15 protein-coding genes are annotated in these 12,885 nt (G+C 36.5%); 6 read left to right on the forward strand and 9 right to left on the reverse strand.

From position 1 onward, the window contains the following. The first annotated feature begins 28 nt into the window (after window positions 1–28). Window positions 29–523 carry a SixA phosphatase family protein gene (locus K9M53_RS15820; RefSeq protein ID WP_224016725.1) on the forward strand — a complete coding sequence of 165 codons (495 nt, stop codon included), beginning with the start codon at window positions 29–31 and terminating at the stop codon, window positions 521–523. Here K9M53_RS15820 and K9M53_RS15825 read toward each other — a convergent pair. Next, entirely contained in the window at window positions 510–1,613 is a 1,104-nt protein-coding gene (locus K9M53_RS15825) for a glycosyltransferase (RefSeq protein ID WP_224016727.1), read from the reverse strand. The two genes, K9M53_RS15820 and K9M53_RS15825, sit on opposite strands and share 14 nt — an antisense overlap. 197 nt (window positions 1,614–1,810) lie before the next feature. Between K9M53_RS15825 and K9M53_RS15830 the strand changes: the two genes are divergently transcribed. Further along, a complete protein-coding gene (locus K9M53_RS15830; RefSeq protein ID WP_224016729.1) occupies window positions 1,811–2,056 on the forward strand; it encodes a hypothetical protein in 246 nt (81 codons plus the stop codon). 75 nt (window positions 2,057–2,131) lie between these two features. On the opposite strand, the gene msrB is transcribed toward K9M53_RS15830, so the two are convergent. After that, on the reverse strand, window positions 2,132–2,686 hold the full coding sequence (gene msrB, locus K9M53_RS15835) for a peptide-methionine (R)-S-oxide reductase MsrB (protein WP_315857668.1): 555 nt from the start codon (window positions 2,684–2,686) through the stop codon (window positions 2,132–2,134). Window positions 2,687–2,977: 291 nt separating this feature from the next. Here msrB and K9M53_RS15840 point away from each other — a divergent pair, with 291 nt between their 5' ends. The 3 genes from K9M53_RS15840 (at window position 2,978) to K9M53_RS15850 (ending at window position 5,071) form a co-directional block, all read left to right on the forward strand. Continuing rightward, window positions 2,978–3,556: an adenylate kinase gene (locus tag K9M53_RS15840; protein ID WP_224016730.1), complete on the forward strand. Its 579-nt coding sequence runs from the start codon at window positions 2,978–2,980 to the stop codon at window positions 3,554–3,556. Between the two features lie 162 nt (window positions 3,557–3,718). Further along, window positions 3,719–4,486, forward strand: a complete 768-nt coding sequence (locus K9M53_RS15845; protein ID WP_224016732.1) for an enoyl-CoA hydratase/isomerase family protein — start codon at window positions 3,719–3,721, stop codon at window positions 4,484–4,486. Window positions 4,487–4,510: 24 nt separating this feature from the next. Further along, entirely contained in the window at window positions 4,511–5,071 is a 561-nt protein-coding gene (locus K9M53_RS15850) for a hypothetical protein (protein WP_224016733.1), read from the forward strand. Window positions 5,072–5,101: 30 nt separating this feature from the next. Here K9M53_RS15850 and K9M53_RS15855 read toward each other — a convergent pair whose 3' ends face one another. The 3 genes from K9M53_RS15855 to K9M53_RS15865 form a co-directional block, all read right to left on the reverse strand. Beyond that, the gene (locus K9M53_RS15855; RefSeq protein WP_224016735.1) at window positions 5,102–5,737 is read right to left on the reverse strand and encodes a carbonic anhydrase; all 636 of its coding nucleotides are present in this window, start codon (window positions 5,735–5,737) and stop codon (window positions 5,102–5,104) included. 98 nt (window positions 5,738–5,835) lie between these two features. Further along, window positions 5,836–7,440 carry a SulP family inorganic anion transporter gene (locus K9M53_RS15860; RefSeq protein WP_224016736.1) on the reverse strand — a complete coding sequence of 535 codons (1,605 nt, stop codon included), beginning with the start codon at window positions 7,438–7,440 and terminating at the stop codon, window positions 5,836–5,838. A 101-nt stretch (window positions 7,441–7,541) separates the two neighbouring features. Then, a complete protein-coding gene (locus K9M53_RS15865) occupies window positions 7,542–7,847 on the reverse strand; it encodes a hypothetical protein (protein ID WP_224016737.1) in 306 nt (101 codons plus the stop codon). Between the two features lie 153 nt (window positions 7,848–8,000). On the opposite strand from K9M53_RS15865, the gene K9M53_RS15870 reads away from it, so the two are divergent. Continuing rightward, window positions 8,001–8,681: a sterol desaturase family protein gene (locus tag K9M53_RS15870; RefSeq protein WP_224016740.1), complete on the forward strand. Its 681-nt coding sequence runs from the start codon at window positions 8,001–8,003 to the stop codon at window positions 8,679–8,681. A gap of 2 nt (window positions 8,682–8,683) precedes the next feature. Here the strand turns inward: K9M53_RS15870 and K9M53_RS15875 are convergent, their stop codons facing one another. From K9M53_RS15875 to asnB, 4 genes are all read right to left on the reverse strand, one after another. Further along, window positions 8,684–9,001 carry a hypothetical protein gene (locus tag K9M53_RS15875; RefSeq protein ID WP_224016742.1) on the reverse strand — a complete coding sequence of 106 codons (318 nt, stop codon included), beginning with the start codon at window positions 8,999–9,001 and terminating at the stop codon, window positions 8,684–8,686. Continuing rightward, window positions 9,001–9,777, reverse strand: a complete 777-nt coding sequence (locus tag K9M53_RS15880) for a TIGR02757 family protein (protein ID WP_224016744.1) — start codon at window positions 9,775–9,777, stop codon at window positions 9,001–9,003. The genes K9M53_RS15875 and K9M53_RS15880 overlap by 1 nt, the downstream gene beginning before the upstream one ends. Beyond that, window positions 9,777–10,916 (reverse strand): cystathionine gamma-synthase, encoded by a 1,140-nt coding sequence (locus tag K9M53_RS15885; RefSeq protein ID WP_224016746.1) that lies wholly within the window; start codon window positions 10,914–10,916, stop codon window positions 9,777–9,779. The genes K9M53_RS15880 and K9M53_RS15885 overlap by 1 nt, the downstream gene beginning before the upstream one ends. A gap of 62 nt (window positions 10,917–10,978) precedes the next feature. After that, window positions 10,979–12,844 carry an asparagine synthase (glutamine-hydrolyzing) gene (gene asnB / locus K9M53_RS15890; RefSeq protein ID WP_224016747.1) on the reverse strand — a complete coding sequence of 622 codons (1,866 nt, stop codon included), beginning with the start codon at window positions 12,842–12,844 and terminating at the stop codon, window positions 10,979–10,981. Window positions 12,845–12,885 lie beyond the last annotated feature (41 nt).

Here is a 12,885-nt window from a genome sequence, read left to right on the forward strand (position 1 = left end):
CCAATTTTGAATTTTACTTTTATTGGCAATGAAACAACTCTTAATAGTTCGTCATGCAAAAAGCAGTTGGGATATTGGTACGCTCAACGATTTTGAACGTCCTTTAAATGACAGAGGTAAAAAAGATGCCCCCGAAATGGCACAACGACTGATCGATAAAAAAATAAACATCGATGCCTTTGTTTCTAGTCCTGCTAAGCGTGCGAAAAAAACCTGTGAATTGTTTTGTAGCGTTTACAAACAAAAAGAAGAAGATATAATTTTTGTTTCAGCCCTTTATCATGCAGATGTAGCAACATTTTATCAAGCAATAGAAACTATTGATGATTCATTTAATACAGTTGCCATCTTCTCTCACAATCCCGGAATAACACAATTTGTAAACGAATTGGTAGAATCAGTACATATTGATAATATGCCAACCTGCGGCATTTTTTCGATAAAAATTAATGCTGATAAATGGAAAGATTTTAAGAAGTCTAAGAAGGAGTTTTTGTTTTTCGATTATCCTAAAGCTGTTTAATAAAATCCTTCAGTACATGTTTATACTCATACATATTCATTGCAGGAATATCTGCGGCAAAGCTTTTTGCTTCGTCTAATGCTTCTAGCAACCCAAATGCATCCTGTTGTTTAGAAAGAAAGATATTTTCTTCTTGTAGATGTTTAGCTAAATATTCCTGTTCTGTTTGTCCGGGCGTTGCTACAAAAACAGCTTTTTTATTTAGTTTGATAAGATCCATTACGGTGGTATATCCGCTTCTGCTGATCACAGATCCAGATTGCTGAATAGCAATATTCAACTCTTCTGAAGAAAGATGATTTACAATGACAACATTGGTATTTGTGCTTTGTATTTTGTTATTTCCCCCCGGCAATCCTCTTACAAATAATACCGGTTCTTTACGTTCTTTTAATTGAGTTAAAAGAATATTCTCAAAGATCGTTCGCTGCGGTTCAGGGCCAGATAAAATTATAGCTAAAGAATATTTTTGTTCCACATTGGTTAGCTTTTCAAATCTAGAAAGTGCGCCAATATATTTCACATGCGCAGGAATTATTTTGGGATGCGATAATTCTCCACCAATGTTTTTCTCGCCTTTAAAATCTGGAACCCAGCATTGGTTATATTTTTTAATGAACCAATAATGCAATTGCTGTGCGATCTTTTCTGTAAACCTATTGCCCGTCTTTATTTGCAGCTGATGCGTTATGTAAACGCAAGGAATTTTTGAATGATATAAACCCAATCGATTATCAGAAATAATTGCATCTATTTTATATTGATCAACGATATTCTTTAGCCATTGATGTTCTTTGTAAATTCTCAAGATCAGCTTTGGAAATTGTACTATCAATTTCAGCATTAACCCAAATTTGCGCCTGCTGTATTTTATGTTGTATCCTTTTAATGAAATAAAATGCAGCTCTGGAAACTCTTTTTGAAGCAAAGCACGTGTGGCGCCTTCGGCGCCAATAAAAACATCGCAATCGTTCCCGACAAGTTCATGAATGATCGGTATACAGCGGGAAGCATGGCCCAGCCCCCAATCCAAAGGAGCCAGCAGCACACGCAATTTTCTTTCCGGTATGTTAAATTTCACATCTGCCATTGGCGGCACAATAAATATTTGTGAAAATAGTTTAATTTAGTAATCTCATTATACTATGATACGATATTTCGTCATTGCACTATTAATTACGCTTACTGTAGCATCAACAAGCTGTTCTTCTTCTAAAAAAGGACAATGCAGTTGTGCAGCCAAGCAAGGCATGGTAGGGTATTGATTGCATAAAGCCAATTCGAAAAATGAACAAACCTAACCGTAATCTATTGGTGTTGTTCAGCCAAAAACTGAACCCGGAAGCAATGGAGCATGAAGTAGATATGCTACATGAACTTCTCTACGTGGTAGAGCATTCCGAAAATATATTTCTCTCTCACGAAATCATCGACCTAAACAAATATAATATCAGCAGTAATGTATTGTCATTACGTAAGCTCTTTCGTCAAAGAGATCTAAAGCCTTTCATCTTTTTAAATAACAAGAACTGATATAAATGCGAAGCGTGAGACGTGAAATAAAAGTCTATCTATTTCACGTCTCACGCTTTTCGTTTCACGAAGTTTCTATTGTTTCTCGTTGAATTTCTTCTCTGCTTCCTGTGCTTTTCTAAAATCAAGTATTACAGAGTTTATGCAATAACGTAAGCCTGTTGGTGGTGGACCGTCTTCAAAAACGTGGCCCAGGTGGGCTTTACAGCGGCCGCACATTACTTCCGTTCTGCTCATTCCATAAGTATTATCGGGTGCATAAATGATACTGCCTTTACTGATCGGTTCAAAAAAGCTTGGCCATCCGCAACTGCTTTCAAACTTTGCATTGCTTTTAAACAACGGATTGCCACAGGCCGCACAATAATAAGTGCCCGTATCAAACGTATCCCAATACTTTCCGGTAAATGCTCTTTCGGTTCCCTTTTCACGGGCAATATTATATACGTCGCTAGGCAAAATAGATTTCCATTCGCTGTCGCTGATAGTCACTTTTGATGTATCGGTATTTGAATAAACCTTGTTTTTGTTAGTTGTATCCATATTTGTAATTGTTTTATTGCTGGTCGATTGACTGCATCCTGCCAAAGAAATAAATAATACGGCAGAAAAAATAATTGTACGCATCATTTTATAACAAGTTTATTGAAAAATGGTTTTTATGGCGTGCCCAGGGGTCGGGCTTTACGCTGCAATCTTTTTGATCCATGCTCATAACCTTCTCACGCAAAAAGTATTTCCGCTTCAATCCCTCACGCACTGTGCGATGCAGTTTGCCTTATTCGTATCCTATTTTAAATCGCACAAACAATATACGATAACAGCTTTCCGATAGTTTTTGCATAATTTGCTTCTCCTGTTAAAGGAAATAAAAAATCATCCAGTATATTTGTTACTTACTCTGGCTAACAGCTTCAAATTATGTTTAATTTAATACTATTTGGCCCTCCCGGCAGCGGAAAAGGTACACAAAGCGAAAAGTTAATTGCAAAATATGGTTTCCAACATTTAAGCACCGGCGACCTGCTTCGTTCTGAAATTGCGAATCAAACTCCATTAGGTCTTGAAGCAAAAAATTTTATGGATAAAGGAGAGCTGGTTCCCGATGCAGTAGTTATCGGGATGATAAGCTCAGCGCTGGACAATCATCCGGAAGCAAAAGGCTTTTTATTTGATGGCTTTCCGCGTACAGCTGCACAGGCAGAAGCGCTGGATAAATTATTAGAGCTAAAAAAATCTGCCATTAATTTAATGCTGGCTTTAGAGGTAAGTGAAGAAGAACTGGTAAAACGTTTATTAAAACGCGGCGAAACCAGCGGCAGAAGCGATGATACCAATGAAAAAATAATAAGGGCACGTATTGCAGAATATCACCGCAAAACCACAGCAGTGGCGGATTATTACAAGCAATTTAATAAAGTAGATTCTGTGCCCGGCGAAGGAACAATCGATACGATCTTTACTGCTCTTGGGGCAGCTATTGATAAAAGAATAAAATAATTAATACTCTATTTCGTTTCTATAATATCAGCAGGTTATTGTAACCTGCTTTTTTATTTTTTATAACTATCAGATATTTTATTAATCTTGTTTTTAAATTAACTTAGTACCAAGAGATACATCAATTACCTTGAACCAATTGAAAACCTAAAATCGCTTAATATGTCAGAAGCATATGTAAAATCTGAAACACACCAGGGAATAACAACTATTGAATTTTATCACCCGCAAGGCAATTCATTACCGGGAAAATTATTGGAAGAGATCGCCAAAGAAATTCATTTTGCGGGCACACATTCCGAAACAAAAGTGATCGTATTAAAAAGTGCAGGCGATAAAGCTTTTTGCGCCGGTGCTTCTTTTCATGAATTAAGTAATATAAAAACAGATGCTGAAGGAATACGATTTTTCAGCGGTTTTGCAAATGTTATCAACGCTATTCGTAAATGCCCCAAATTTGTTATTGGCCGCATACAAGGAAAGGCTGTTGGCGGCGGCGTTGGCCTGATTGCAGCCGTAGACTATGCTATTGCAGTAGAAAAAGCAGAGATACGATTGAGCGAGTTAACTTTTGGCATTGGTCCTTTTGTAATTGGCCCTGCGGTAGAAAGAAAGATCGGAACTTCTGCATTTAGCGCATTGGCAATTGATGCTGCCGGCTGGCGTACCAGCGAATGGGCAAAGCGCAAAGGCTTATTTGCAGAAGTACATTCCAACATTGAAAATATGGATGAATCCATTCGTCGTTTAGCACATAATCTTTCACACAGCAGTGCTGCTGCCGCTGCAGAATTAAAAAAAGTGTTATGGAAAGGAACGGAACATTGGGATGAGTTGCTTAAAGAAAGAGCAGCCATTAGCGGAAGACTGGTTTTAACACCCGTTGCAAAAGAAGCAATTGAAAAATTGAGAATGGAAAAAGTTGCATAAGTAAACTTACGTCAGCACTTCCTTATGAAACAAAAACCAAAGAAAGATCGTTTTGTCTTTAAACTTTTAAATTCTAGGAAGTTTTATTTAGTTGTTTTAGTTTTTATTCTTTGGTATTTATTTCAAAGCTGCAGGGTTTTAAATGAGCCGGCTTATTTTTTTGTAAGCAGGTTAGGGATAGCATTGGTATTGATCATTAGTTTTTGCTTAAATAGATATAGAAAATTTGAAACATACTATGCCAGGAAGATAAAGGATAAGGTGTATGTAGCTGCTTTAATTATTGAAATTGCATTTTATTCTCTTTTGTTTTCATTTATTCTCGATATCCCCTTCAACATCCTTGTAAAAACATTTGCAAAAGAAAATAAGATTGAGTCATTTGATTGCAGGATAACCAATGTAGAACAAGGAAAATACGATTATATACATTTTGTTTTTTTAGACAGAAAATATTCTAGGCCCTTCGATTTTGGCTCACAGGACAGAAAAGAAATTTTAGCGAATGATTACCTGCATATTGAGGCAAGAAGAAGTTTATTAAATACTTACTATATAGAATCAATGGAACTTGTAGAAAAATAAAACTCCCCGAAAATTTCGGGGAGTAATTTTTTAAAGATCGTCATATCTGTACAGTGGATCAATTTCAGCACCGGGCTGCACTTCCATCACCGGTTTTATAAGGCCATCTTTTAAGCCATATACCCAGCCATGTAAATAAGGGCGGTTATCATTTTTCCATGCACGTTGAATAATGGATGTTTGCGCCAGGTGCGACACTTGTTCTTTTACATTCAACTCTACCAATCTATCTGTTTTATCATCTTCGTTTGCAATGGCATCCAATTCTGTTTTATGAACATGATATACATCTTTAATATTGCGCAGCCACATATTTAATACAGGTTTAAAATCCTGGTTACCCATGGCTGCTTTAACACCGCCGCAACCATAATGTCCGCAAACAATTACATGGCGAACTTTTAAATGATTAACCGCATAATCCAATACGCTTAATAAGTTAACATCGGTATGCACTACCATATTGGCAATATTACGGTGTACAAAAATTTCACCGGGTTGCGTGCCGGTAATTTTATCCGCAGGCACACGGCTGTCACTACATCCTATCCATAAAAATTCAGGGGTTTGCAAGGCCGATAAACGCTTAAAAAATGTGGGGTCTTCCTGCTCTACTTCTTTAGCCCACGCTTTATTCTCTAATAATAATTTTTCGTATGATGTCATAAAGTTTTTCTTTTTAGTAAGTAAATGTAATTAAAGTTTCATAATAGCGCAGTCGTTGCGATGAGCGATTCCTGCTGCCGTAGCACAAATTCATATGCTTAATGAGTGTTGCTAAAGTCCATAACATAAGAATTAGTTGTTTCAAAACCATTTACAGGTTCGTTAAACAATGCATGCACTTCTTTATATTGGCTTCGCTTAATTTCTACCTTAATATTTTTAAGATGTGCATGCTTCATAAAATTATTTATTTCTTCAATAACATCTTTATCAATAAAATCCGCACGGGTAGCATCTATAAGTACAAAAGCATTTTCCGGCACCTGTTCCAGTTTGCGTTTAATAATGGGCTTGTTTAAAAACGAAACGTCTTTTCTTAATCTAAACAAAAACCGGTTATCATCATTCACTACAAAAACCGATGACCGGAAATTGCTACGTATCATATAAAATAATCCTACGGCAATACCTATTAAAATTCCTTTTAAAAGATCTGTCATCAAAATTGCAACAATGGTTACTACAAACGGCACAAACTGATCCCATCCTTTTTGATAAAAATCTTTGAACAAAGGAATTTTTGCCAGCTTATAGCCAGTAAAAATCAAAATTGCCGCCAAAGATGCTAATGGAATCTTATTTAGTATAGATGGAATAAAATAAACACACAGCAACATTAATACGCCATGCAGAATAGCAGACAGCTTTGTTTTAGCGCCCGCATTTACATTAGCAGAACTGCGAACTATAACAGATGTTAATGGCAATCCTCTTAACATTCCCGAAATAATATTTCCGGCTCCTTGTGCTACTAATTCACGATTAGGGGGCGATACTCTTTTCAATGAATCAAGCTTGTCAACCGCTTCAATACCCAATAATGTTTCTAAGCTTGCAACGATAGCGATGGTTACAGCTACCGTCCATACTTCGTAATTCTTTAAATATTCCAAACCGGGAAAAGTAAAGAATGATAAAAAATTCTTTCCATCTGTTGAAATAGGTAACGCTACCAAATGCTTTGTTTCTAACGCATAAGCCGGGTTGTTTGTCTTAAACCATTCGCTGATCAATGTAGCAATAATTACAACCATTAACGGCGCAGGAACTATCTGTATCCATTTTTTAGATTTGAAAAGCTTTTGCTCCCACATTATCAAAATAAATAAGGAAACAGCGCCGATAATTACCGCTGCAGGAGTTATAAAGCCAACCGCATGCGATAACCCCGAAAATGTATTCTCATTGTTGTTTTGACTGAAGCTTTCATCACCTGAAAAATCTGCATCATACCCTACCAAATGCGGGAACTGTTTTAGGATCAAGATCAACCCTATAGCCGCCAACATTCCTTTAATTACAGCGTTGGGAATATAATCACCAATAACACCGGCTTTTATAAAGCCTAATATTATTTGAATAACGCCGGCAATAACCACTGCCAATAAAAAGGCTTCAAATGCCTGTAATTTTAAAATAGCTGCTGCAACAATTACAGTTAAACCCGCAGCTGGTCCGCTAACGCTTAATTGAGAACCACTAACTATTCCTACTACAATTCCCCCAACAACACCCGCTATAATACCGGAAAACAAAGGAGCTCCGGAGCCTAATGCAATCCCCAAACAAAGAGGGATGGCCACCAATAATACTACTATCGACGCTGAAAGATCAGCGGTTACATTTTGAAATAATTTTTTCACTGTAAATATTTTATGCAGAATTGTACAGATCTTATTATGTATAACAAGACCCATTATCAATTCCTGATAATTAAAAAAATAATTGAATAAATCGGAAAGAATTATGCCTTGTTGGGCGGAGGAGTTTGAATTTCGGCTGAATGTGTCAGCGGAATTTTTTCATCGTAAGAATGAAGGGGATTATTTATAAAGCAAATAAAGTGATTTACCTGGTAATGATGCTCCATTAACCATTTTCCGTCTTCACCTAACAATTTAAAGCAAGGAACTGTGTTTTTGTGCGAATGAGCCAATTCTTCTGTTGCCGCACTGTTATCATAAAAATAATTGATCACCTGCTTTACCGGTAACAATTGTAATGATAGCAATACTAATAAAAATCCAGCTATGAAAAGTTTCAGCTTCATTAGAGTTGCGAAAATACTTAATGGCGTCTAAGCTGCAAAAGAAGCTGTTCAGTATTAACAATTTTATGACGGAAGCATGAGAAAAGAAACGGGTATCATTTAATAAACAAACCTGCATGTTATTTATATTGATTATTTTTGCAGCGTCGAATTATGAAATTTGAGAAGATACATAATAAAGGTCAGGCACAATTATTCAGGAATCAATACCTCGAATACCTTACAAAAACACATCCTTTGGTAATTTGGGGAATGTATATTCCTATTATTGCTTTTATGTTATACTACAGTGCTGCTGTTTTAACATTGGATGCATGGCAAATTGTTATGGCTTTTTTTGCCGGCATGTTCTTTTGGACTTTTTTTGAATATATTATGCATCGTTTTACTTTTCATATGGTGGCGGAAAGCGAACGTGCTAAAAAAATTGTGTATGTAATGCATGGTAATCATCACGAATATCCTCGTGACAAAGAACGTTTGTTTATGCCTCCGGTGCCAAGCATTATTATTGCTTCCGCTATTTTTTCTTTGATGTATCTTATTGCTTCGCTTTTCAACGGAAGCAATTATGTATTTCCCTTTTTCCCGGGATTTATGCTTGGGTACTTAATGTACGGCACCATGCACTATGCTATTCATGCGTGGAACCCTCCGTATAAATGGATGAAACCTTTATGGCGCAACCATCATCTTCATCATTATAAAAATGATCACCAGGGTTTTGGTGTAAGCACAACATTGTGGGACCGTGTATTTGGTACCATGTTCGATCTTTCTAAAGAAAAGGAAGATAAAGAGAAAGTGAGAGAACTAATGTACGAACGAAAATAAGCTCACCATTTTTCCTCTTCGCTTATATTGTCATTCTGCTTAAAATTTTTGCGGCTTTCTATTTTTTGTATTTGTCTTTCTATTATTAGGTCAGCTATAATATTGCCGGCATTAGCATTGGAATTTTGTTGCAAAAGTTGTTTAAGCCTCGCTTCACTTACATCTATCCTGTATAATAATGTTACCAGCTTTTCAAAATTGTGCTGAATCAGGTAATTAACATGTTCTGTCAATATCTGTTTAAGCGCTTCAAAAGAAGTATTCTCCGAAACATTTATTTCGGCGTATGTATTGATGGTCTTTATCAGATCGTTATTCATTAATTAAATTTTCCCATAACGCCCAAACTGAATAAGGCAAAATCGTATTTAACAGGATCGTTTTTATCGAATGTACGCAGATGTTGAGTTAATTCCAATGCGGCCTGCCAATCTGTTTGCTTTCGTTGTAACAATTTAAAATAACGGGCCACTCTTGCCACATGCACATCTACCGGGCAAATTAATTGCGTTGGTGAAATATCTTTCCATATACCAAAGTCAACCCCTTTTTTATCATTACGCACCATCCAACGCAAATACATATTTAAACGTTTACAGGTTGAATTTTTTTGCGGCGATGCTATGTGCTTTTGTGTTCTTAGCGGATGATCTTCTAAGGAAAAAAAATAATTATAAAATCCGTTAAGCGCATTTTTTGTGTCTGCATCATCCTTATTCATCCATTTACTGAATGCAGTCTCTAAAGAATCGTGATTAGAATAATGATGTTGCAAAAATTCAATAAAGTATAAAAGATCCGTGCTATTGAAAGTGCGATGTTTAAAAGTAAGGAGATGTTGCAATCGCTTTAGATCATTATTCATGCAAAACTCATAGGGGGCATTATTCATTAAGCTCATGAGCTCTTTGCTTTTATTAATAATGATGGTTCGGTTGCCCCATGCAAAAAGCGCTGCAAAGAAACCTGCAATTTCTATGTCTTGTTTTTTTGTAAAAAGATGTGGAATAGAAACCGGGTCGTTCTTAATAAAAAAAGGTTGATTGTATTCATCAACCTTTTTATTTAGAAACTCTATGAGTTCTTTTTGTTTCATTATCCAATTGCCTGTTTTAGATCTTCTATCAGGTCATCTGCATCTTCCACGCCCACACTTAATCTTATTAAGCTGTCTGATAAACCGTTCTTAATTCTTTCTTCTCTCGGAATAGAAGCATGGGTCATTGTTGCAGGATGATTGATCAATGATTCTACACCCCCTAAGCTTTCGGCTAATGAAAAAAGCTTAGTAGATGATAAGACTTTATTGGCGGCTTCTATACTTTCATCTTTTAAAACAAAACTTATCATGCCACCAAAGCCACGCATTTGTTTTGTTGCAATGGCATAATTAGGATGATCCTCAAATCCGCACCAGTAAACTTTTGCGATCTTAGGATGCTTGCGTAAATAGTTTGCGATCTTTTCTCCATTCTCACAATGACGTTGCATACGTAAATGCAATGTTTTAATACCACGTAAAGCTAAAAAGCAATCCATCGGGCCGGGAACAGCACCGCTGCTTTTTTGAATAAAATATAATTTTTCTCTCAACGTCGCATCATTCATCACTAAACAACCTTGTATAACATCGCTATGTCCGGCAATGTATTTAGTAACAGAATGCATTACGATATCCGCACCCATATCTAAAGGGTTTTGTAAATAGGGCGATGCAAACGTATTGTCTACAACTACTATTACCTTATTCTCTTTTGCAATGTTTACAACTGCTTCAATATCGATTATGCTTAATAAAGGATTGGTGGGTGTTTCAATCCATATCATTTTTGTTTTAGAGGATATTGCTTTTTTTATATTATTTGCATCGGAAGCATCTACATATTTAAAGGAGATCCCAAAGTTCTCATACAATTTTGTAAATAAGCGATAAGTGCCGCCATACAGATCGTTGCCCGTTACCACTTCATCTCCGACAGATAATAATTTTAAAACAGCATCCGTTGCTGCAACCCCGCTACTGAAAGCCAATCCAAACTTTCCGTTTTCAATTACAGCAAAAGCATCTTCCAATGCTTTACGTGTTGGGTTTTGCGATCGTGCATATTCATACCCTTTGTTTTTCCCCGGTGCTTCCTGTACATAAGTAGAGGTTTGATATATCGGCGTCATTATTGCGCCGGTTGATGGATCGGGTTCTGCACCGGCATGAATGAATTTTGTAGCGAGTTTCATTTAAATAATTTGTATGGCAAAGTTGAGGCTTTTAAAGCATTAAGACAAAGGAGCAACAAGTTTTATGATAACAATTCTGCAGCGCATAAATAACGCCAATCATAGTTTTCTTCTTTATAAGCGGGTAGGGGAGTTATTTTTTTGTTCAGCGTTTCGGGACGTAAGATATTTTTGTCGACCAGTTTTTTTCTTGCTTCATGAATATAATCCTGGAGATGAGGGTCGGTCATCCATTGCTCTTGCGGAGGCTCGTACCCAATTTTGTTTTTGCGCCAAACAATATCGTCAGGCAATCTTTTGTCCATGGATTTGCGTAGAATCCATTTTGTCCATCCATCATGTATTTTAAAATTAGCAGGCAAAGAAAAAATAAACTCTATCAACTCATGGCTCAAAAAAGGCAACCGTACTTCACGGCCATGTGCCATGCTGTTTCTGTCTGCAAATCGAAGCAGTTCTTCTAAACCAAATTGTATCGTATTGAAATATAAAATATCATTCAGGTTGGTAACAATGGGCTTAAAAATACCGCCCCATTCCATTCCTTTAAAAGAGTTTATGAAGTCATTGGTCAGGTCTGTATGACCGGTGATTTTCTTGTAGGCCTTTTTTTCTAAAAACACTGCGACATGTGGCGGGAAAAAAGTAGCTAAAACATTTTTAACGCTCCATTGAATGGGGACTTGATTCCTTCTTAAGGCTTTCATTTCTTTCCCCGCCAACTGCAATTTGCGATGTCCTATTATTTCCTGCAAATACCAATGAATATATTTAGAATATCCTGCTAAAGATTCATCTGCTCCCTGTCCATCCAGTAACACTTTTACATTATTTTGTGTTGCCAATTCAAATACCTTGTACTGTGCATAAACACTGGATGAATGAAACGGCTCTTCCTGGTGATAGCAGATCTTTTTAAATGTTGTTATCAATTCATCTGCCGAAGGCCTAACAGTAAAGCTGTTCAAACGAAATTTATTTATAACGGAATTGATATAAGGTGTTTCATCTTTTTCAAAGCCCGGAAACACGGCAGAAAAACAAGCCGGCTTATAATCTGCACATCCTGTTGCATAGAGCTGATTGATAATAGTAACGATGGAAGAGCTATCCAGTCCACCGCTAAGACTTGTTCCCACTGGCACATCGCTTCGTAATCTTCTTTTAATAGAGGTAGTAAATAACTCTGTAAATTTTTCGATGGCTTCCTTATCTGAAATTTTTACACCGTATTCTTTATTTAATCGCCAATACGTTTTTATTTCAAAGTTTTTACTACTGATATTTAGTTTGAGATAATGTGCAGGTGTTAATGATGAAATGCTTTTAAAAAACGTTTCTTTTTTATCTACTGTATTCTGAACATAACCGATGGTTAGATAATTCAGCAACATTTTAGGATTTACTTCTTTATTGATGCCCAATGCCCACAAGGCTTTCATTTCGCTGGCAAAAAAAAGATGATCATCATCTTTGTAATAATAAAAAGGTTTTTCGCCGAAACGGTCTCTTGCTGCAAACAATGTATCTTCTATAGCATCGTAAATAGCAAAGGCAAACATTCCATCAAAACGGAACAAACATTCTTCTTTCCAATAATCATAAGCGGCTAAAATAACTTCTGTATCTGTTTTGCTTTTAAAATGATAGCCTTGTTTCTGTAGTATCTCTTTTAACTCAATGTAATTATATATCTCACCGTTATAAATAATAGTATAGCGGTCTAAATAATGCATTGGTTGTGCTGCTGAAGCGCTTAGATCGATGATGGACAGGCGTCGGTGTCCAAAACCAACAGTACTATTGACGTTCATCCAAAATCCTTCACCATCCGGGCCACGATGCGATAATGCATCTGTCATTCTTTGAAGGTTGTCCCGGTTCAGCAATCGTTTATCTGTAGATATAATTCCCGCAATGCCACACATGTTGTAAATATCACAAAAAAAATCCGGCAATAAGCCGGAAA

Origin of the sequence: Ferruginibacter albus (genome assembly GCF_020042285.1) — a bacterium.
GTDB classification, from domain to species: Bacteria; Bacteroidota; Bacteroidia; order Chitinophagales; family Chitinophagaceae; genus Ferruginibacter; species Ferruginibacter albus.

Bases quoted from the DNA above. Each gene is read 5' to 3' on its own strand.
- K9M53_RS15850 (WP_224016733.1), top strand. From the start codon at position 4,511: ATGAAACAAAAACCAAAGAAAGATCGTTTTGTCTTTAAACTTTTAAAT.
- asnB (WP_224016747.1), bottom strand. From the start codon at position 12,844: ATGTGTGGCATTGCGGGAATTATATCTACAGATAAACGATTGCTGAAC.
- K9M53_RS15875 (WP_224016742.1), bottom strand. From the start codon at position 9,001: ATGAATAACGATCTGATAAAGACCATCAATACATACGCCGAAATAAAT.
- msrB (WP_315857668.1), bottom strand. From the start codon at position 2,686: ATGATGCGTACAATTATTTTTTCTGCCGTATTATTTATTTCTTTGGCA.
- K9M53_RS15820 (WP_224016725.1), top strand. From the start codon at position 29: ATGAAACAACTCTTAATAGTTCGTCATGCAAAAAGCAGTTGGGATATT.
- K9M53_RS15830 (WP_224016729.1), top strand. From the start codon at position 1,811: ATGAACAAACCTAACCGTAATCTATTGGTGTTGTTCAGCCAAAAACTG.
- K9M53_RS15880 (WP_224016744.1), bottom strand. From the start codon at position 9,777: ATGAAACAAAAAGAACTCATAGAGTTTCTAAATAAAAAGGTTGATGAA.
- K9M53_RS15885 (WP_224016746.1), bottom strand. From the start codon at position 10,916: ATGAAACTCGCTACAAAATTCATTCATGCCGGTGCAGAACCCGATCCA.
- K9M53_RS15855 (WP_224016735.1), bottom strand. From the start codon at position 5,737: ATGACATCATACGAAAAATTATTATTAGAGAATAAAGCGTGGGCTAAA.
- K9M53_RS15825 (WP_224016727.1), bottom strand. From the start codon at position 1,613: ATGGCAGATGTGAAATTTAACATACCGGAAAGAAAATTGCGTGTGCTG.
- K9M53_RS15845 (WP_224016732.1), top strand. From the start codon at position 3,719: ATGTCAGAAGCATATGTAAAATCTGAAACACACCAGGGAATAACAACT.
- K9M53_RS15865 (WP_224016737.1), bottom strand. From the start codon at position 7,847: ATGAAGCTGAAACTTTTCATAGCTGGATTTTTATTAGTATTGCTATCA.
- K9M53_RS15870 (WP_224016740.1), top strand. From the start codon at position 8,001: ATGAAATTTGAGAAGATACATAATAAAGGTCAGGCACAATTATTCAGG.
- K9M53_RS15840 (WP_224016730.1), top strand. From the start codon at position 2,978: ATGTTTAATTTAATACTATTTGGCCCTCCCGGCAGCGGAAAAGGTACA.